The 19,467-nt window shown below is 70.7% G+C and carries 18 protein-coding genes; 5 read left to right on the top strand and 13 right to left on the bottom strand.

The genetic code is table 11. From position 1 onward, the window contains the following. Positions 1-95: 95 nt before the first annotated feature. The 3 genes from A5714_RS19140 to A5714_RS19135 all read left to right on the top strand — a co-directional run bounded on the left by A5714_RS19140 (position 96) and on the right by A5714_RS19135 (position 2,290). Positions 96-1,235 carry an LLM class flavin-dependent oxidoreductase gene (locus A5714_RS19140; protein ID WP_068287808.1) on the top strand — a complete coding sequence of 380 codons (1,140 nt, stop codon included), beginning with the start codon at positions 96-98 and terminating at the stop codon, positions 1,233-1,235. A 243-nt stretch (positions 1,236-1,478) separates the two neighbouring features. Continuing rightward, positions 1,479-1,610, top strand: coding sequence for a hypothetical protein (locus tag A5714_RS27465; protein WP_255377903.1), 132 nt, complete (start codon positions 1,479-1,481; stop codon positions 1,608-1,610). An 89-nt stretch (positions 1,611-1,699) separates the two neighbouring features. Beyond that, complete coding sequence (locus tag A5714_RS19135) at positions 1,700-2,290, top strand: TetR/AcrR family transcriptional regulator (protein WP_068068833.1); 591 nt, start codon at positions 1,700-1,702, stop codon at positions 2,288-2,290. Between the two features lie 6 nt (positions 2,291-2,296). Here the strand turns inward: A5714_RS19135 and A5714_RS19130 are convergent, their stop codons facing one another. After that, entirely contained in the window at positions 2,297-2,593 is a 297-nt protein-coding gene (locus tag A5714_RS19130; protein ID WP_068068767.1) for a hypothetical protein, read from the bottom strand. Continuing rightward, positions 2,590-4,107: a class I adenylate-forming enzyme family protein gene (locus A5714_RS19125; protein ID WP_068287806.1), complete on the bottom strand. Its 1,518-nt coding sequence runs from the start codon at positions 4,105-4,107 to the stop codon at positions 2,590-2,592. Before A5714_RS19125 ends, A5714_RS19130 begins: the two co-directional genes overlap by 4 nt. A gap of 170 nt (positions 4,108-4,277) precedes the next feature. Between A5714_RS19125 and A5714_RS19120 the strand changes: the two genes are divergently transcribed. Next, positions 4,278-5,231 (top strand): MIP/aquaporin family protein, encoded by a 954-nt coding sequence (locus tag A5714_RS19120; RefSeq protein ID WP_068068773.1) that lies wholly within the window; start codon positions 4,278-4,280, stop codon positions 5,229-5,231. Position 5,232: 1 nt separating this feature from the next. Here A5714_RS19120 and A5714_RS19115 read toward each other — a convergent pair whose 3' ends face one another. The 9 genes from A5714_RS19115 to A5714_RS19075 form a co-directional block, all read right to left on the bottom strand. Beyond that, positions 5,233-6,018: a crotonase/enoyl-CoA hydratase family protein gene (locus A5714_RS19115; protein ID WP_068287803.1), complete on the bottom strand. Its 786-nt coding sequence runs from the start codon at positions 6,016-6,018 to the stop codon at positions 5,233-5,235. A gap of 124 nt (positions 6,019-6,142) precedes the next feature. Then, on the bottom strand, positions 6,143-7,552 hold the full coding sequence (locus A5714_RS19110) for a wax ester/triacylglycerol synthase family O-acyltransferase (protein ID WP_068287801.1): 1,410 nt from the start codon (positions 7,550-7,552) through the stop codon (positions 6,143-6,145). A gap of 48 nt (positions 7,553-7,600) precedes the next feature. Next, positions 7,601-8,785, bottom strand: coding sequence for an alpha/beta hydrolase (locus A5714_RS19105; RefSeq protein ID WP_068287798.1), 1,185 nt, complete (start codon positions 8,783-8,785; stop codon positions 7,601-7,603). Positions 8,786-8,994: 209 nt separating this feature from the next. After that, positions 8,995-9,681 (bottom strand): SAM-dependent methyltransferase, encoded by a 687-nt coding sequence (locus A5714_RS19100; protein WP_068068785.1) that lies wholly within the window; start codon positions 9,679-9,681, stop codon positions 8,995-8,997. Positions 9,682-9,817: 136 nt separating this feature from the next. Next, complete coding sequence (locus A5714_RS19095) at positions 9,818-10,153, bottom strand: Rieske 2Fe-2S domain-containing protein (RefSeq protein WP_068287793.1); 336 nt, start codon at positions 10,151-10,153, stop codon at positions 9,818-9,820. Next, the gene (gene nirB, locus A5714_RS19090; protein WP_068287790.1) at positions 10,150-12,669 is read right to left on the bottom strand and encodes a nitrite reductase large subunit NirB; all 2,520 of its coding nucleotides are present in this window, start codon (positions 12,667-12,669) and stop codon (positions 10,150-10,152) included. Before nirB ends, A5714_RS19095 begins: the two co-directional genes overlap by 4 nt. 18 nt (positions 12,670-12,687) lie before the next feature. After that, on the bottom strand, positions 12,688-13,041 hold the full coding sequence (locus tag A5714_RS26740; RefSeq protein WP_068287788.1) for a molybdopterin oxidoreductase: 354 nt from the start codon (positions 13,039-13,041) through the stop codon (positions 12,688-12,690). Continuing rightward, positions 13,034-15,139, bottom strand: a complete 2,106-nt coding sequence (locus A5714_RS19080) for a molybdopterin oxidoreductase family protein (RefSeq protein ID WP_068287786.1) — start codon at positions 15,137-15,139, stop codon at positions 13,034-13,036. Before A5714_RS19080 ends, A5714_RS26740 begins: the two co-directional genes overlap by 8 nt. A gap of 199 nt (positions 15,140-15,338) precedes the next feature. Continuing rightward, positions 15,339-16,169: an alpha/beta fold hydrolase gene (locus tag A5714_RS19075; RefSeq protein ID WP_068287783.1), complete on the bottom strand. Its 831-nt coding sequence runs from the start codon at positions 16,167-16,169 to the stop codon at positions 15,339-15,341. A gap of 121 nt (positions 16,170-16,290) precedes the next feature. Here A5714_RS19075 and A5714_RS19070 point away from each other — a divergent pair, with 121 nt between their 5' ends. Next, the gene (locus A5714_RS19070) at positions 16,291-17,190 is read left to right on the top strand and encodes an alpha/beta hydrolase (RefSeq protein WP_068287780.1); all 900 of its coding nucleotides are present in this window, start codon (positions 16,291-16,293) and stop codon (positions 17,188-17,190) included. Between the two features lie 4 nt (positions 17,191-17,194). Here the strand turns inward: A5714_RS19070 and A5714_RS19065 are convergent, their stop codons facing one another. Together A5714_RS19065 and A5714_RS19060 are read right to left on the bottom strand one after the other, a co-directional pair. Further along, on the bottom strand, positions 17,195-18,499 hold the full coding sequence (locus A5714_RS19065) for an amidohydrolase family protein (protein ID WP_068287777.1): 1,305 nt from the start codon (positions 18,497-18,499) through the stop codon (positions 17,195-17,197). Further along, positions 18,493-19,467 (bottom strand): CoA transferase (locus tag A5714_RS19060; RefSeq protein WP_068287774.1); only part of this gene is annotated, 975 nt, incomplete at its 5' end. The genes A5714_RS19060 and A5714_RS19065, both read right to left, overlap by 7 nt.

Here is a 19,467-nt window from a genome sequence, read left to right as displayed (position 1 = left end):
CCTGATTTATTGGTCGTGTGCCCGATCCGGGCTCAACACGAGGTCAGCGCCCCACCCGCGCTCCGGGGCGCGCCCGCCGCGGAAGGACCGGTGCCATGCTCAAGGTCGGACTGGCCGATTTGCCGCTGCACAACCGCCTCTCGCCGATGGCGTTGCTGCGCGCTGGGTATCTGACCGCCGCAGCGGCCCGGCTGGACTCGTTCTGGGTGCCCGACCACCTCAACAGCCTGTTCCCGCGCTCGGTGATGACTCCGAAGTACGTGGGGGCGGCGCGGCTCGCGCCCAAACCGGACGCGCTGCTCGAGCCGTGGACGGTGCTCGGCCATCTCGCCGCGCGGAACCGGCTGGGGCGCCTACGGCTGGGCACCGGCGTCACCGATACCGGCCGGCGCAACCCGGCGGTCACCGCGCAGGCCGCGGCGACGCTGCACCTGCTGACCCGCGGGCGCGCCATCCTCGGCATCGGCACCGGCGAGCGCGAGGGCAACGAACCCTACGGGGTGGACTGGTCCAAACCCGTGGCCCGGTTCGAGGAGGCCATGGCGACCATCCGGGCGCTGTGGGACTCCGGCGGCAGATTGATCACCCGCGACTCGCCCTTCTTCCCGTTGCACAACGCCGTCTTCGACCTGCCGCCCTACCGCGGCACGTGGCCGGAGATTTGGGTCGCGTCGCACGGGCCGCGGATGCTGCGCGCCACCGGGCGCTACGCCGACGCCTGGTTCCCCGGCTTCATCATGCGGCCGAAGGACTACGCGGCCGGGCTCGAGCAGGTCCGGGAGGCGGCATCCGACGCCGGGCGTGACCCGATGTCGATCACGGCGGCCTGCTTCAAGTTCGTCGTCACCGGCACCGACCGCGACCAGGTGGACGAGGCGCTGAGCTCGGACGTCATGAAAGTGTTCGCGCTCAACGTCTCCGCCGACATCTGGGCGCGCCACGGCGCCAGCCACCCGCTGGGCAGCGACTTCTCCGGCGCACAGGACCTTATTCCGCAGACGCTCGACGAGCACACCGCCATCTCCTCCACGGCGCACGTACCCCTGTCCCTGATGAAGGAGTGCATCCTCAGCGGCACCCCTGAGGACGTCGTCGACCAGGCCGCCGAGTGGCGCGATCACGGTGCGGAATACCCGGTGCTCTGTCACGTCAGCGTGCTGCAGCCGAGCTTGCGGCGCGGCCTGGCCGCCGCCGGGCCGTTCCTGCGGGTGCTACAGAAATTGCGACGGCTCTGACGTCCGCCCCGGGCTCCGCCAGCCCCCAAATTATAGGAAAAGGCATAATTGCGGCCACCCAGGGTCAGTGATGGAGGCGGCAATCGGGCGTTCGTCAACGCGTTTTCGTGAGGTCTGCGTCACATCCGGCCGCGAAGATTGTCTACTTGACGGCTGTCTTATATGATTCTAAGCATAATCACATCTTTGCGGGGTCGTCCGCGTCTCAGCGTATGACCGCAGTATTTCGGCCGGGAGAACACCATGTGGATCATCGAAGTCAACGTCGCCGGCTATCACTACACGCGCGAGATGCCCGACCTGCGTCGGAGGTCTTTCCGCTTCCATCCGCGCAACATGCACTGGCCGACACTGCGGCAATCCCACGCCGCGTGACGCCGGCCGCAGGAGGTACGCCGGTGCCCACCGCCAGTGCGGCCACCCGACCGGAGAGCCGCTCCAAGCGCGGCGGGACCCGCGAGAAGATGTTGGCCAGCGCCGCCGAGGTGATGCGTGAGCGCGGGGCCGCGGGGGTCACGATCGACGCCGTGCTCGCCCGCAGCGGCGCGCCCCGCGGGTCGGTCTACTACCACTTTCCGGACGGCCGCAACCAGATCCTGACCGAGGCGCTGCGTTATTCCGGCGACTCGATCACCGCCGTCATCGACGCCGCGGCCGAGCGCGGCGCGCGGGTCCTGCTCAGCGAGTTCGTCGACTTCTGGGAACGGCTGCTGCGCGACGGCGGCTTCAACGCCGGCTGTCCGGTGGTGGCCGCCGCGATCGGCTCGGACGACGCCGACCCGCAACTGTCCGTCGAGGCGAGCGCCATCCTGGGAAGCTGGTGCACCTCGTTGACGCGGGCGTTCATCAACGACGGCTTCGGCGAGGCCGACGCCGCCTCGCTGGCCGTGACGTCGATCGCGGCGCTCGAGGGCGCCATCGTGCTGTCCCGCTCGACCCAGACCGCGGAGCCGCTACATCAGGTCGGCGAGCAGCTGGAATTCTTGATCAAGGCCCGAGAGTTCGTGGTGCGCAACGGCATTCCCGGCAAGCCATTCGCCGGCGGCACGAACTGAGCCGTTCTAGTCGCTGGCCGGCAGCGGCTTGACCTCTTTGAGGTGCAGCGCGGTCTGGCCGACGCTCAGGCTGCCGGCGCCCGGCTTGGTCACCAGCACCTCGGCGCCGGTCTCATCGACGTAGCGCTTGCCCATCACGGTGCCCTCCGAGAAGTTCGGGTCGAGGTCGCCTGACCGCTCGCCGCCGATCGGCACCATCGGCACCCCGCCGCAGCGCAGGTCGTCGAGGCTGTCGGCGCTCCTGACGACGATCACCTGCGTGTCACAGACTTGGCTGGCGAGGCGAGTTCCGTTCTTGATCATGCAGTTAGCCCTTCGCGTCCTAGCGTCTCGATTATCTCCCGGCGCAATACCTTGCCGGTGGGAGTCGTGGGGAGCTCGTCGCGGAACACTACTCGGTCCGGAGTCCGCGACCCGCGCAAGCTTTTTCGGACATGCTCGCGCAACTCCTCCGGATCGGGGCTGGCGCCGGGCTTGGGTACCACCACCGCGACGATCGCCTGACCCCACTGTGGGTCCTCGACGCCGACCACGGCGACATCGCGCACGTGTGGGTGCTCGACCAACACCTCTTCCAGCTCGGCCGGGGCGATGTTCTCCCCGCCGCGGATGATGGTGTCGTCGCTGCGCCCGCCGATGAACAGATAGCCGTCCTCGTCGAGCATGGCGATGTCACGGGTGGGGAACCAGCCCTCGTCGTCGAGCACCGAGCCGATGCCGGTGTAGCGGCCGGACACCTGCTCGCCCCGCACGAACAGCTCGCCGGTCTCGCCGGGACCCAGCACGTTGCCGTCGGAGTCCCGGATCTGCACCTCGACGCCCCCGACGGGCCGGCCCACCGAGCCCAGTCGCCGGGCGGCCGCGGCGTCGGACGCCGCCTGCGCCGCGCGGTGGTCGTCGGGGGTGAGCACGGCGATGGTGGAGCTGGTCTCGGTCAGCCCGTAGGCGTTGACGAAGCCCACCGCGGGTAGCAGTTCGAGGGCGCGGCGCACCAGCGGCATGCCCACCTTCGAGCCGCCGTAGGCGAGGTTGCGCAGCGAGGGCAACTGCCGGAACTCGTCGTCGCCGCTTTCCAGCGCGGTGACGATGCGGTCGAGCATCGTGGGCACCACGGTCACGGTGGTCACGTTCTCCGCCTTGATCAGGCGCACCCATTCCCGGGCGTCGAAGGTGGGCAGGTAAACCATGGTGCGCCCGGCGTACAGGTTGGACAGCGCGGCGCTGACACCGGCGATGTGGTACGGCGGCACGCAGATCAGAGCGGCGTCGGTGTCGTCGGCCGAGCCGAATTCAACGGTGCCGGTGACGTAACTCGTCAGGTTGTTGTGGGAGAGCTCGACGGCCTTGGGCTGCGACGTGGTGCCCGACGTGAACAGCACGATCGCCACGGAGTCGGGGTCGGCGAACGCCGGTTCGAAGTCGGGCGGCTGCCCGTCGCGAGCGGCGGCGAGGAAGTCGTCGGAGGTCATCGACCGCTCGGCCGCGCCGCCGACCATGTCGCGGTAGCGGGCATCGACGATCACCAGCGGGTCGGGCAACCGCTCGATCAATCCCCCGATGCCCTCGGCGGACAGGCGGTAGTTGAGCGGCGTGAAGGGCACTCCGGCGCGCGCCGCCGCGAAGGTCAGCACCGGGAGCAACGCGCCGCCGGTGCCCACGTAGGCCACGTGCTTGGCGTTCGATGCGGCGATCACCGCGGCGCCGCCGTCGGCGAAGTCGCTGAGCTGCTGCGTCGTCAGCCGCAGCTCCCCCGAGACGAGGGCGACGCGCTCGGGGTTGCTCGACGCGGCCATCTCGAGCAGCAACGAAATACTCACGCTGGGGCCTTCTCCGGTATCACGACGTTACAAAGCTGGCCAAAAGTGTCATGCTCGACTGTAGTTTAGATCACGCCCGGCGGCCGTTGCCCAGCGCCTTCGCCGCGTCGCGTGCCGCACGCGAACCGCGTCACGTTTATCCGCCGCGCGCACCCGGCTAACCGACGCCGATGAACATGACCCGGCTGCGCGCGGGCCTGCCCGGCGCCATGCTCGCCGAGTTCTTCGGGACCTTCGTGCTGCTGCTGCTTGGCCTGGGGACCTGCGCCGTCAACGTGGTGGGGCTGCCCGGCTCGGGCCGGCAGTCGGTGCCCTTCGGCCCCGACAACTGGTTGATCAACGTGTTCGGGTGGGCGTTCGCGGTGATGCTGGCCGCCTACGTGTCCGGCGGCATCAGCGGCGCGCACTTCAACCCGGCGGTCACCCTGGCCTTCGCGGTGGCGCGAAAGTTCAGCTGGCGCAACGTCATCCCGTACTGGGTGGCGCAGTTCGCGGGTGCGTTCTGCGCGGCGGCGGCGGTCTATGCGGTGTACCGCGCCGCGATCGAAGCCCACGACGCGGGCGCCAACCGGGCGGACGCGATGGACACCTACGGCATCTTCGCGACCTCGCCCGCCCCGTATTTCCACGGCGGCTACCTCGGCCCCGTCGTCGACCAGCTCGTCGGCACGGCGATCCTCATCGTGCTGATCGCCGCGTTGATCGACAATCGCAACCAGGCGCCGTCGGGCAACCTCGCGCCGCTGCTGATCGGTTTCGTGATCGCCGTGATCGGCTGCTCGTACGGCACCAACGCCGGCTATGCGCTCAACCCGGCGCGCGAACTCGGCCCGCGGCTGTTCGCGTGGCTGGCGGGCTGGGGGAAGCTGGCCTTCCCCGGCAACTACGGGCAGACCACCAACTACTGGTGGATTCCGGTGTTCGTGCCGCTGCTTGGCGCCGTAGTCGGAATCGTCTTGTACGACTTCTTCATTGGCGACGTGCTCGAAGCGCGCGCGGCGCTGCTGCTGACGCCGGAGCCGGGGCTGGCGCCGCTACCGACCACCGACGCCGCCTCAATGGTCGCCGGCCCCGTCACCGTCGAGGACAGCGCGGACGGCGCCGAGGACGAGCGGGCGGCGTGACTTAGGTTCCCGTCCACTGCGGGGCGCGCTTCTCGGCGAACGCGATCGCGCCCTCCTTGGCGTCGTTGGAGGAGAACACCGGCGTCAAGATCTTGTTCTGCTCGGCGAACATGGTGTCGGGGCTCCAGCCCCGCGACTCGACGATGATGCGCTTGGTGGCCGCGACCGCCAGCGGGCCGTTCGCGGCGATCTTGTCGGCCAGCGCGATGGCCGCGTCCAGCGCCCCGCCCGCCTCCGCCAGGACGTTGACCATCCCCAGCGCGTGCGCGCGCTCGGCGCTGAGGTTCTCGCCGGTCAAGGCCAGCTCCATGGCGATGGCCGACGGGATGCGCTGTGGCAGCCGCAGCAGTCCGCCGCCGCCGGCGACCAGGCCGCGCTTGACCTCGGGGATGCCGAAGGCCGAATCCTTCGACGCCACGATCAGGTCGGTGGCCAGGGCCAGCTCGGTGCCCCCGGCCAGGGCATAACCCTCGATGGCGGCAATCAGCGGCTTGTCCGGCGGGCGCTCGGTGAACCCCATGCCGCGGCCGGCGACGATGGGCAGCTCGCCCCGTGCGAACGCCTTCAGATCCATGCCCGCGCAGAAGGAGCCCCCCGCCCCGGTCAGGATGCCCACCGACAAGCCGGGGTCGCCGTCGAGCCGGTCGACCGCCTCGGCGAGGCCGTTGGCGACCGCGGCGTTGACCGCGTTCTTGGCCTTCGGCCGGTTGATGGTGATGATCAGGATCCGGTCACGCTGCTCGAGGAGGACCTCGGGCTCGCCTGCTTCTTCGCTCCCAGTGCTCACGATGCCGCACAGCTCCTTCGGGTGTCGGTGGCTGCTGCGATGGTAGCCGGCCGCCGACCAGGCCCGGAAACGGCATTGACGGGACGCGAGATCGCGCTTACCGCGCGCGGGGTCACGCCGTTCGTCAGGCCGGGGCCATCGCCGCCTCGACGACCGTCAGCTCCTCCGAAAGGCCTGCACTGCGCCGGATTTCGATGAAATCGGCGACCATGGCCTCGGTCACCTCGTGCGGATCCTTGAGGGTGGCGCCGTCGGAAAGCACCGAGATGTTGATCTGGTCGACGTAGCTCCACACCGTGATGTTCAGGCCACTGCCCGCCGTCAGGGGGCCGACCGAATAGATCTCCGTGACCAACGCCCCGCCCACCCGGCCGCGCTCCCGGGGCCCCGGCACGTTGGAGATGTTGAGGTTGAGGACCTTGTTGTGCCCGTCACGCCCGGACGCCCACCGGAAGAAGGCCCGCGTCGGCGCCGGCGGCATGTAGGACGCCCACCGGCTGACCAGTTCCGGGCCCATCAGCTGGTTGCTTTCCTTGGCGGCGATGGCGTTCTCGTGGCTGCACCGCACCCGCTCCAGCGGGTCGTCGGCGTTGGTCGGCAGGCCCACCAGCACGCCGGTGAAGCGGTTGCCCGAGATGCGTTCGGGGGAGAAGTCGAAGCTCATCGGCACCGACGCGAGCAGCGGTTGCGCCTGGCCGTCGTAGCGCAGCTGCAACGTGCGCAGCGCACCCGCCGACATGGCGAGCACCATGTCGTTGATGGTGGCGCCGAGCTGCTTTCCGGTCTCCTTGACGTCGGCCAGCGCCAGCGTGGCGGTCGCGAACCGCCGGTCCGGGGTGATCTTGTGGTTCATGAACGTCGGCGGCGGCTCGAACGGGCGGGTCAGCTCCGGGGACAGCTTGCGGGAGCTGCGGCGCACCCGCCCCAGACCCTGCGCCGTGTAGCGGATCGTGTGCGGGATGCGCCCGATGTGGCGGACGTGGTCGACGAAGGCCGACGTCATGAGCTGGCGGGTGGAAGGGGCCGGGTCCGACACGTAGGGCCCGCCCTCCGGGCCGGGCTGCAGGTCCATGCCGCGGGCCATCAGGTTGGCCGAGGCCACACCGTCGGCGAGGGCGTGGTGGATCTTGCCGACGACCGCGATCCGGTTGTTGGCCAGCCCTTCGACGAAGTACATCTCCCACAGCGGGCGGCTGCGGTCCAGCGGCGAGCTGGCGATCTGCCCGATGGCCTCGTCGAGTTCGCGGCGACCGCCCGGCGCGGGCAGCTGCCAGGGCCGGATGTGGTAGTCGAGGTCGACGTCGCAATGCTCCCGCCACATCGGGTGGTGCAGGCCGTAGGGCACCTCGACCAGCTGGTAGCAGAACGGTTCGAGCTTGTTCAGCCGGCCGCCGATGACCTGCCGGAAGGCGTCGATCCCGAAGCCCTGCCGGTCGGCGTCGAGCTCGATGACGGCGACCTTGATGGTGTGCATGTGCACGTTCGGCGTCTCGCTGTACAGCAGCACCGAATCCCAGCCGCTCAGCCGCTTCACCGCGGCCGCCCCTTGCCCATAGAAGGGACCATACTCAGCGGCGACTGCTCAGATGACCTCTTTGGCGCCGATCTGCATCTTGGTCCGGTAAACCTGGTTGAGGAACAGCGAGGTGGCGTGCGCCGCCGCTCCCGCCCGCTCGCCGTCGAGCAGGTCGTACCCGTGGCCCGCGCCGGGCAACTCCAGATACCCCACCATCGAATGCGACACCGCCCGCAGCCGGTCGACGAAGCTGCGCGCCTGCGCGACGGGGATGACGGTGTCCTTGCTGCCGTGAATCACCAGGAAGGGCGGCGCGTTGCGGTGCACCCGCGCGATCGGCGACGCGTCGCGGAAGATCTCGGGGTGCCGGCGGATCGACTTGCGGACCACCACGTGCTCGAGGAACTCGACGAAGCGGGCCCGCTCGGGGGTGGAGCGGTCCTCCCAGTCGTAGCGTCCATAGATGCCGACGACGGCGTCCACCGACGTGTCGGCGCCCTCCGGCAGCTTCGCCTGGTACTGCTCGTCGTCGGGGGTCAACCCGGCCAGCGCGGCCAGGTGCCCGCCCGCCGAACATCCGGCGACGGCAACGAAATTACGGTCGCCCCCGAACTTGTCGACGTTGGCGCGCGCCCAGGCGATCGCCGTCTTGGCGTCGATGATGTGGCGCGGCCACCGGTGGTGCGGTGCGACGCGGTAGTCGACCGCCAGGCAGACCCAACCCAGCTCGGCCAGGCGCGACATCAGCGCGGAACCCTGCCCCATGCACCTGCCATGCACCCACGCGCCACCCGGCAGGAAGATCAGCACGGGCGCGGGCTGAGCCGGCAGGTCCCGCCGGCGCCACACGTCGAGCACCTGCGCCGGGTGGTCGCCGTAGTGGACCGCCCGGCGGTACAGGTAGCGGCGCTGCCGCACCGCGTCCCAGATCGGCGGCGTCTTGACCGCGACGGGCCAGTCGAGTTCGAGGTCGGCGGCCGACACCACGCCCCGCAGGGCCGCGACGGAGACGTCGTGGGTGCTTTCGCGGTCGCGGCGCCGCGTTTCCCCGATGCCCGGCGTGCGCCGGTCGCGCGCCAGCGCCGACAGCAGGTCGGGTGCGTGCCGCGCGCCCCATATGCTCATGGCGGTGAGGCCGCCCAGCGGCTCGAGGTGTTTTCCGACGACCGGCAGCGAAGCGCCCGCGACGCTCAAGGCCAGCGCGTAGTCGGCGGGACGCGCCCGCAGCAACCATTTCGCGCACGATGTCATAGTCGGCCTCCTTGCCGTCGTGTTAGGCGAGCGTACCCCCGGTCCGAGAGGCGAAACGGACGTTTGCGCCGTTGTTCCTCGAAACTTTCAGACGCTGCCCACCAGACCGTTGCTGAGCAGCGCAAATCCGCGTTATGAGACCGTCGTTCTTGTTTGCTGAGCGGATTCGCTCGCGGGATCGTTGCGGGCCGCCCTGCGCGGCGTGCTGGTCAGGCCGCGAGGCACGCGATCACGCGGCCGCCGATGAGGCTGATGCCGGCCAGGGTCAACCCGACCTGGGCGGCCAGTGTCGCGGCGCTGTCGACGCCGACCGAGGCCCAGCGAAACCACGGCCCGACCTCGTCCGCGGACTCCAATCGGACCCAGCGCGAGCAGATCCCGATCGACTCGGCGTCGAACTCGGCGACGCAGCGCCCACCCCGAGCCAGCAGTTCGACCGCGCGCCCCAGGATGCGGGCGGGGTCGCCGCCGAGGCCGACGTTGCCGTCCACCAGCAGGACCGTCTGCCAGAAGCCCATCGCGGGCAGCGGGTCGAAGACGTCGCTCAGCAGCACCGGCGCGCCACCACGACCGGCCAGCGCAATCGCGGTCGCCGACCGATCGATGCCCAGCGCGGGTATGCCGCGCCTGATCAGCCGAGCCACTAAACGCCCTGGCCCGCAACCTAATTCGATCGTCGGCCCGGTGCACATCTGAGTGACGGCTTCGTCGAACGCTTCGTCGGAGGCGTCGCCAGATCTGTCATCGGATCGGTCGTCGGCGCTGCGGGCGAATTCCGGATCCGGACATCGCACCCCCAGCCAGCGGTGCACGGGCAGCGGCCGCGTCGAGCCGTCCTCGTGCCGGATCCAACATCGCTGACCGCCGAGCGCCCGATCGTAGAGATGACCCAGCATGTTCCGCCCTTCGCCACCCAGGCCGATCGGACGGCCCACAGGCGCTAGGGACGGCTGCGGCGACAAACCGGCGAACGCAGGCTGACCGGAACCGAATTCGCCAGCCACTTGCTTCGATACCCCGATCGACTCCCCGTTAACCCACGCCGCCGCTGACGCGTCCCCTGACCCGCAGGCGAATGGTTCCGTCGTCGTCGGCGCGGACGGCGTAGGCGGTGACAGCCGGCCCGTCGTTGGCGACCGCGCAGCCGGTGGCCAGGTCGTAGACGTAGCTGTGCAGCGGGCAGATGACGACCCGGCCGTCGGCGAGGCCGTCCGCGAGCGGCCCGCCGCGGTGTGGGCAGACGGCGTCCAGCGCCCGCAGCGTACCGTCGCGAAGCCGAAAGACCGCCACCTGGCGGTCCTCGACCGCGAACGCGCGGGCCTCGCCCAGCGGGATCTCGTCGACCGGACCGAGCGCGATCTCGGTCATCGGACCGGCACCTGGGGCAACGGGATCAGCGGCAGCGACGGGCGGAACTGGTTGGGCTCGGCGGCCTTTCGGCTCTCGGCCCACGGGTCGCGGTAGGAGTCGATCGACTTCTGCATGCGCGCGTCGAGTTTGGGACCGATGCCGTCGCTGTCGTCGACCACGATCGCCTGGATCCGCTCGATCCCCACCCGAGGCACGAAGTCGTAGGTGCGCTCCAGCCAGTTGGCGTTCTCCCGGTAGTACTGCAGGAACCGGCCCGTCAGCGCGATCACCTCCTCGGGCGTGGCGACCGTGGCGAGCAGGTCACCCTTGCGCACGTGCGCGCCCGCCGCGCCGCCGACGTAGAGCTGCCACTGCCCGCCCTCGATCGCGACGACGCCGACGTCCTTGCACAGCGCCTCCGCGCAATTGCGCGGGCACCCCGTCACCGCCAGCTTCATCTTGCCCGGGCTGGGGATGCCCTGAAAGCGCTCCTCGATGGCGATGCCCAGGGCGGTGGAGTCGCCGACGCCGAAGCGGCAGAAGTCGCTGCCCACACAGGTTTTCACGGTGCGAAAGCTCTTGCCGTAGGCGTAGCCCGACGGCATCCCCAGATCGGCCCACACCGACGGCAGGTCCTCCTTGCGCACGCCGAGCAGGTCGATGCGTTGGCCGCCGGTGAGCTTGATCATGGGGATCGCGTACTTGTCGGCGACATCGGCGATGGTGCGCAGTTGGTGGGCGTTGGTGACGCCGCCCTTGAGCTGCGGCACCACCGAGAAGGTGCCGTCGCGTTGAATGTTGGCGTGCACGCGGTCGTTGATGAACCGGCCGTCGCGCTCGTCGACGAATTCGTCGCCCCACATCATGTGCAGCAGCGAGGCGAGCGCCATCTTGGACCCGGCGTCTTCGCGCCCCTCTGGGGCCAGCGCCGCGAAAACCGATGATACCGAGTGCAATTCGAGCTCCCGGATCTTGTTCATCAGCTCGGGTTTCTCGTAGGGCAGGCTCGGCACGTACCACGTCGACCCGGCGTCCTGCGACACGGCGCCGTCGGCGGCCCACTCGACGACCTGGGCCACCAGCCCCTTGCAGGATCCGCAGCCCTTGCCGGCGCGGGTCGCCGACATCACCCCCTGGACCGAGGTCTGGCCGCCCTTGACGCAGCCGACGATGGTGGCCTTGCTGACGCCGTTGCAGTTGCACACCTGCGCGTCGTCGGCCAATTCGGCGGCGCCCGTGGGCGCGTCCGGCGCGCCACCGATGTCGAACATCAGCGACACCCGCTCGGGCGGCAGCGGAAGCCCGCGGTCGAACGCCTGCATCAGGAAGGCGACCTTGCTGACGTCGCCGACCAGCGTCGCCCCGACCAGCTTGTCGTCGCGCACCACCACGGTCTTGTACACGCCCCGCTTGGGCTCGGAGAACTGCACGAACTCGTCGTCGTCCCGCTCGGGGCACTTGAGCCCCATCGCCGCCACGTCCACCCCGGCGACCTTGAGCTTGGTCGCGGTGCGCGAACCATGGTATGCGGCACGGGGATTGGCGCCCGTGAGGTGATCGGCCAGCACGGTCGCCTGCTCCCACAGGGGTGCGACCAGACCGTAGACCTGGCCGCGGTGCTGCGCGCACTCCCCGACCACGTAGATGTCGTCGTCGTCGACGGAGCGCATGTGGTCGTCGACCACGATCGCTCGCTCCACGGTGAGGCCGGCGCGCACCGCGAGCCCGACGTTGGGCCGGATACCGGCCGCCATCACCACCATGTCGCACGGCAGCACGCTGCCGTCGGCGAATTCGATCCCCGACGGGCGGCCGCCCTCGGTGAGCAACCGGGTGGTCCTCTTGCCGGTGTGCACCTCGATGCCCAGCTGCTCGACCAAGCGGCGCAGGATGGCGCTGCCCTGGTCGTCGAGCTGGGCGTTCATCAACGAGGGGCCGCCCTGGACGACGCCCGCCCGCAGGCCCCGGCTCTGCAAACCCCGCGCGGCCTCCAGCCCCAGCAGGCCACCACCGATGACCAGAACCCGCGAACCGGGCTGGGCCTCGGCGAACTCGATCATCGCCTGGCAGTCGTCGAGCGTGCGGAACCCGAACACCCCCGCGGCCAGGGTCCTGTCGTCGCGCCAGATGCCGTCGACCGGCGGGAAGAACGACCGGCTTCCCGTCGCCAGCACCAGCTTGTCGTACCGCAACGAGGTGCCGTCGTCGGCGTGGACCAGATGCGCGAACGGGTCGATGCGCACCACGCGCACGCCGGGCCGCAGGTCGATCTGGTTGTCGGCGTACCAGTCCAGGGGGTTGAGGTAGATCTCGCCGGCGTCGTCGGACCCGGCGAGCACGTTGGACAACAGGATCCGGTTGTAGTTGCCGTACGGCTCGTCGCCGAACACCGTGATGGCGAACCGTTCACCGCCGCGGGCCAGGATCTCCTCGAGGGCCCGCGCGCCCGCCATGCCGTTGCCGACCACCACCAGCCGGGTCGGGGCGGCCGTCCCCTGGCCGTTGGTCGCGGGCGATTCGGTCGTGATCGTCATCGTCTCCCCCTCCTGCGCCTAGACCTCGACCAGGCCGATGTCGATGAACACGGTGCCGCTCAAGCCGTCCGGTGCGGCGACGAACACCTCGATGACGGTGTCGGCGAGCAAGTCTTCGACAACCCGAAGCGGCACGTGCACGGCGTCTTTGGCGCCCATCGGGAAATAGCGCATCGGCGCGCCGTCGCGCAGCACGACGACGGTGACCAACTCTTCGGAGCTGTTGCCGCCGCGGAAGTACACCGGCTGCGCGATGGCGCCGGCCGGCACCACGTAGCGCAGGGAGGCGTCCAGTGGGGCCGGCGAATCGTAGCCCTTCCCGTGAAAGGTGAAAGCTCCCTGCAGGAACCGTGGCGTGCTGTCGTCACCCATGCGTGGGTTCTCCCTTCGTGAAACTGTCGGCGCGGCTTACCGATACCGCGCATACCTTGAACGACGGCATCCGCGAATGCGGATCCAGCGCCGGATCGGTCAACCGGTTGACGCAACCCGCACCGCCCCAGTGAAACGGCGCGAACACCGTGTCCGGCCGCATCCCGCTGTCGATCCGAACCGTCATCACCACCTCACCGCGGCGGGTTCGCAACCGGACCTTGTCGCCGTCGGTGACGGCGACGCGTTGCGCCAGGGTGGGGTGCAGCTCGGCCACCGGTTCGGCGGCGCCGTCGGCCAGCTGCGTGACCCGGCGCGTCTGCGTGCCGGACTGGTACTGCCGCAGCAACCGACCGGTGGTGAGGTAGTAGGGGTATTCGTCGTCCGGTACCTCGGCGGTGGTCCGCTGCTCCACGGCGTGGAAGTGCGCCCGCCGGTCGGGGGTGGGGAAATCCTCGACGAAAAGGCGCGGCGTGTCCGGATAGAGCGGCGACGGGCAGGGCCAGAACACGCCGTCGTTGGCCGCGATGCGGTCGTAGGTGATGCCCCGGTAGTCGGCCTTGCCGCCCTGGCTGGCCCGGGTGAGTTCTTCGAAGACTTCCTGCGGCTCGGCCGAGAACCCTTGCACACCCAGCCTTTTGGCCAGGTCGGCCATGACGTCGAGGTCACTGCGGACCTCCTCGGGTGGCTTGACCGCCGCCCGGCGCAGCACCACCCGGCCCTCCAGGTTGGTCATGGTGCCCGATTCCTCGGCCCATTGGGTGGTGGGCAGGACGACGTCGGCCAGGGCGGCGGTCTCGGACAAGAAGATGTCGGACACGAGCAGGAAGTCGAGCTCGCCGAGCTTGTCGGCGACGTGCAGCGAGTTCGGCGCCGACACCACGACGTTGGACGCCATCACCCACAGGGCGCGCAGGCCGCCGGAACTGCCGATGGCGCTGAGCATCTCGTAGGCGGACTGCCCGGACGTGGGCAGCTCGGCGGGATCGACACCCCAGACGCCGGCGACGTGGGCGCGCGCGACCGGGTCGTCCAGTTTGCGGTAACCAGGTAGCTGGTCGCATTTCTGCCCGTGCTCGCGGCCGCCCTGCCCGTTGCCCTGGCCGGTGACGGTGGCGAAGCCGCTGTAGGGCCGACCCGGAAGGCCCAGTGCCAGAGCGAGATTGATGAAGGCCTGCGCCGTGTCGGTGCCCGAGCTGTGCTGCTCGGCGCCGCGCGCGGTCAGGATCATCGCGCGGTCGGCGCGGGCCAGCAGTCGGGTCGCCTCGATGATGTCGGGTTCGGGCACGCCGGTGATCCGCTCGACGCGGTCCGGCCAGTAGAGCCGCACGGCCCGGCGCACCGCCTCGAATCCCGAGGTGCGCGCGGCGATGTAGTCGTCGTCGAGCAGCCCCTCCCGGGCGGCGACGTTGAGCATCCCGTTGGCCAGCGCCAGGTCGGTGCCGGGCGCGGGGCGCAGGTGCAGGTGCGCCCGGGCGGCGGTGGCGGTGCGTCGAGGGTCCACGACGATGTGCTTGGCGCCGCGCTCGCGGCCCTGGTCGAAGTACTGCATGGCCGGCGGCAAGGTGTCGGCCGGGTTGCTGCCCACCAGCAGCACGGCGTCGGCGTGGGCGATGTCGGACAGCGGGAACGGCAACCCGCGGTCGATGCCGAACGAGCGATTGCTGGCCGCCGCAGCCGACGACATGCAGAATCGGCCGTTGTAGTCGATCGCACTGGTGCGCAGGGCGACCCGCGCGAATTTGCCGAATTGGTAAGCCTTCTCGTTGGTCAAGCCGCCGCCACCGAAGCAGCCGACGGCATCGCGGCCGTGGTCGGCCTGGATCCGCGCGAAGGCGGCCACCACGCGTTCGAGCGCCTCGTTCCAGCTCGCCGGGCGCAGCGGCCCGCCGCGCTCGTCGCGGACCAGCGGGCCGGTCAGCCGTTCCGGATGCCCGAGCAGGTCGGCCGCCGTCCAGCCTTTCGCGCACAGCCCGCCGCGGTTGGTGGGAAAGTCGTCCTGGGGTGCCAGCTCGACCGTTCCACTCGATGCGTCAAGCGTGATGCCGCACTGCAGTGCGCAGTACGGGCAGTGGGTTTTTGTCGGCGCCGGCGCCATCGGCGATCACCGCTTAACGCAAGAGCCGGCTCGCATTCGGCCGCCCCCGCTGACTGAACCTCCCATGTCGCCTCCCGATCGGCCCTTCACTGCCCGAAGCTACGGGGGCAGTGTTGCGGTGGCATTTCCGGCGATTGTCCGGCCGACTACCGCAGCCTCACCGTTCGCGCGTGCCCGAAATGAGCTGAGAGCGCGGTCCTTACGCGGCACCGAACAAAAACTCGGCCAGCAGGCGATTCACCGCGTCGGCGTCCTCGAGCGCGGCCAGGTGACCGACGCGGTCCAGGACTGTGAAGGAGGCGCCGGGGATCGCGTCGGCCATCGCGTGGGTTTCGCGGACCGGGAAGGTGGCGTCCTCGGCGCCGGCGACCACGAGCACCGGCGTGGTGATGCGGCGCAGCAGGGCGTGTTGGTCGGGGCGGGCGGGCACCACGCTGCGGACCGCCCAGCCCGCCGAACTGACGTCGACCGCTTCCACGGCCGCGCGGACCGCCGCAACCACGTCCGGGCGGGTGCGCAGCGAGGTGGAGCCGAGGAAGGCGTGCAACGCCGACCGCGTCAGCGGCGGCCGGAGGCCGCCGAGAGCCTTCGCGGCGCGCAGCAGCGCCAGGTACCTCACCTTTTGCACCAGACCGGCTTTCGACGCCGTGCAGTTCATCAGGACGGCGCGCCCCACCCGATCGGGATAAAGGGCCGCGAACGTGGCGCCGATCATCCCGCCCCAGGAGTTGCCCACGAAGTGGGCAGTCGGCAGACCCAGCCCGTCGAGCAGGTCGACGACGCAGCGCGCGCAGTCGGTGAAGGTGAACATGGCTCGCAGCGGCTCACTGGCCCCCTGACCGGGCGGGTCGATGAGCACCAGGCGGTTGCTCGCGGCGAAGCGAGCGGCCTGCCCGGACCACAAGTCGCCGGTCATGAGCAGGCTCGGCCACATCAGGACGGCGGGGCCGGTCCCCGCACTGACCTGGACCTGGATCCGGCCCAGCACTGTGTCGACGGATCTCGACTGCAGCCGTAGCTCTGCGGTCATTGCGCCTCCTCGCGGTCTGGTTGAGATGACGGCCGGTGCGGGTCTCGGGTTCGGTCCGGGCCGCGGTCGCAATATCACTGATAGCAGGTCGGTCGCGGTGGGCGTCGGTGATACTGGGCCGGTGCCGAACAACGATGTTCACCCCGACCTGCAGCGAATCGCCCGCATCGCCCCGCGACGCCTCGTCGGGCCACGGACGCTGCCGATCATCCGGGCGCTGTTGCCGCTACGCGGCCGCCTCGGCAAACCGGTGGGCGGGGCGGAATCGATCACCCTGGGCTCGGGCGTCGGTGTCCGGCTGTTCCGGCCGGCGCGCACGCCGCAACCGACCGCCGCCCTGTTGTGGATGCACGGCGGCGGCTACGTGATCGGCAACGCCGCGCAGGACGACCGGCTGTGCAGCGGGTTCTCCCGCCGCCTCGGCATCACCGTCGCCTCGGTGGACTACCGGTTGGCGCCGGAACACCCGTACCCCGCGCCGTTGGAGGACTGTTACGCCGCGCTGCTGTGGCTTTCCGGCCTGCCGTCGGTGGACCGCTACCGGGTCGCGATCGGCGGCGCCAGCGCCGGGGGCGGCCTGGCCGCCGCCCTGGCCCTGTTGGCCCGTGACCGCGCCGAGGTGGCGCCGGCGTTCCAGCTGCTGGCCTACCCCATGCTCGACGACCGCAGCTCCGGTGGCCCGCCGAGCCCCAAGTTCCGCTTGTGGGACGGCCGCAGCAACGAGTTCGGCTGGGCGGCCTACCTGGGCGCTGCGGACCCGCGCATCGCCGTGCCCGGCCGGCGCGACGACCTCGGGGGGTTGCCGCCGGCCTGGATCGGCGTCGGCACGCACGATCTGTTCCACGCCGAGGACCTGCGGTACGCGCAGCGGTTGACGGCGGCCGGGGTGCCATGCCGCGTCGAGGAGGTGCCGGGCGCCTTCCACGGGTTCGACTTGGTGGCGCCGAAAGCCCAGGTGTCGCAGCGGTTCTTCGACAGCCAGTGCCAGAGCCTGAGCGCGGCGCTGGCGCCGGCCGGGTGAGCCGTCAGATCGCGAAGTAGACCAGCTCGCCGTTGACGATGGTGGCCGTCACCATGCCGGCGTCGAGTTCGGCCAGCGCAATCGCCGGCGGCTCGCGCAGCACGCACAGGTCCCCGGGCTGTCCCGCCGCGATCGTGCGCACCTGACCCGGGTGGTCGGCCCGGCCCAAGAACATCGTCAGGGCCGTGCGCGCCGTGACGCATTCGCGCGGGTTGAGGACGGCGCCGCTGGCCGTGGTGCGGTACACCGCGGCGCGCATCGCGGTCCAGGGATCGCCGTGCCCGAAGGGCATGTCGGTGGACAGGGCCACCGGCACCGCCGCGTCGCGCAGCGACGCGACCCGCCACAGCTGGTCGTGCTCGGCGGCGGGCACGTCGCAGAGGTACTGGTCACCGCGCTCGGCGACGAAGTTGGGCTGGGTGACCACCGTGACGCCGAGGTCGGCGAGGTCGGCCAGGTTGTCGTCGGGGACGACGGCGGCGTGCTCGATCCGGTCCCGCGGGTGGCTGCCGGCCGCGCCGAGCGCCGCGATGGTCACCACCAGCTGCGCCGCGGTCACGCAGTGCACCGCCACCGGAAAGCCGCTGCGGTGCCGGTCGGCGATCCAGCCGATCAACTCGTCGAGGTCCAGACGGTCGTCGTGCAGGATCTTCTTGCCGGGCGACAAGAAGCTGATCCGCGGGCGGAACTCGCCGTGCCGGTGCGCCGCCCGCAGGGATTCGACGTCGTCGGTGTCCAGGTCGGGCGTGGCGTCGGTGACCCCGGTGACGCCGGTGGCGGTGATGCGGCGGCTCAGTTCCGCCAGGTCGGTCTCCCGCCGCTGCACGGCGAGCGACCAGCCGCGGTCGGCGCTGCGCAGCCGGCCGTCGGGGTGTTCGGCCAGCCCGATGCGCCCCAGGGCCTCGGAGTTGAGGATCCACAGCGCGCCGCTGCGGTGCTGGATGCGAACCGGGATCTTCGACACCATGGCGTCCAGCGCCGCGCGGTTCAGCTCCCCGGCGACCGACTCGTGGTAGCCGACCGCGCGGACCCACCCGTCGGGCCCCGGCGTCGCGTTCCCCAGCAGTTGCGCCAGCTCCGCGGCGGTGCTCACCCCCGGCGGCCCGACCACGAACGAATTCAGCGCCGACGCCGCCGAGCGCAGATGCACGTGGTGGTCGTGCAGGCCGGGCAGCACCGTTCCGCCGCCGGCGTGCAGCACGCCCTCGCCGGGCCGGGCCCGCAGGTCGTCACCCACCTCGTCGATCCGCTCGCCGACCCTGATGTCGGTGATGGTTCCGTCCAGGAGGGCGGCGCGTTGAATCAACATGACAGGCAACGCCGTTGGGCGACGAGGTGGCGCACCTCGGCGTTGTCGGCACCCAGCGCGGGCGCGGGCACCGACGGTGGCGGCGGGTGTGGTGGGGGCGCCGGCAGGCCCGGGGCTGGGCGCTCGATCGGCAGCCGGGCGTAGGTCGCGGCGACGCCGGCCATCGACAGGCGGATCGACTCGCCGCCGCCGCGGGCCAGCGAGTCGGCCACCGCGCGGGCCGCCTCCAATCCGGTCAGCGGGTCGGCAATGGCGTCGCCGCAGAACACCGGCGCGGCGTTGCCGGGCGGCCCGGCGGCACCGACGAGGCCCCCGCCGACGGCGGCGTCGTCACCGAACGCCGGTCGCGCTCCGTCATAACCGGTGACCTGCAACCAGATTCGGCCCGGGCGCCCCGCAAGGTGCTCCGCCGACAGGCGGCGGCGCGCCAGCGCGGCGGGCCGGGAGCCCTCGATCACGATGTCGGCGACGCTCAGCAGCTCCCGCAGTTCGTCGGCATCGTTGTCGAAATCCAGGCAATACGAGAGCTTTTCGCCGTTCATCCAGTCGAAGAACGCGCCGTTGCCGCCGCGGGTGCCGTCGGGGCGTCGCCGGCTCTCCACCTTGACGACGGTGGCCCCGGCCCGCGCCAGGACCTGCCCGCACAGCGGGCCCGCCCACATCGACGACAGGTCGGCGACCAGCAACCCCTCGGCCGTGCGCGGCGGCGCCCGGGGGGCGTCGCGCCCGACGCGGCAGGCCGCCGCGCCGCCGGCCCCGGCCTCGCCAAGCACCGCCGCCGGCAGGTCGAGCAGCGCGGCCCGCTCACCGATCGTGTCGGTGAATCGTGTTGCGGCCCAGCGTTTTAACGCGGGCCAGGGATCGGCGGGCACCCGGTCGGCCTGCAGCAGCGCGGCAACGGCGGCGAGGTCGTCGGGCCGGGACAGGGTCAGCGCCCACCAGCCGTCGCGAGCCGCGAGCAATCGGGT

This window comes from Mycobacterium sp. E2462, from assembly GCF_001672685.1.
Classification (GTDB): Bacteria; Actinomycetota; Actinomycetes; order Mycobacteriales; family Mycobacteriaceae; genus Mycobacterium.
The sequence above is the reverse complement of the archived record's forward strand: the minus strand, read 5'-3'. Positions and strand labels throughout refer to the sequence as shown.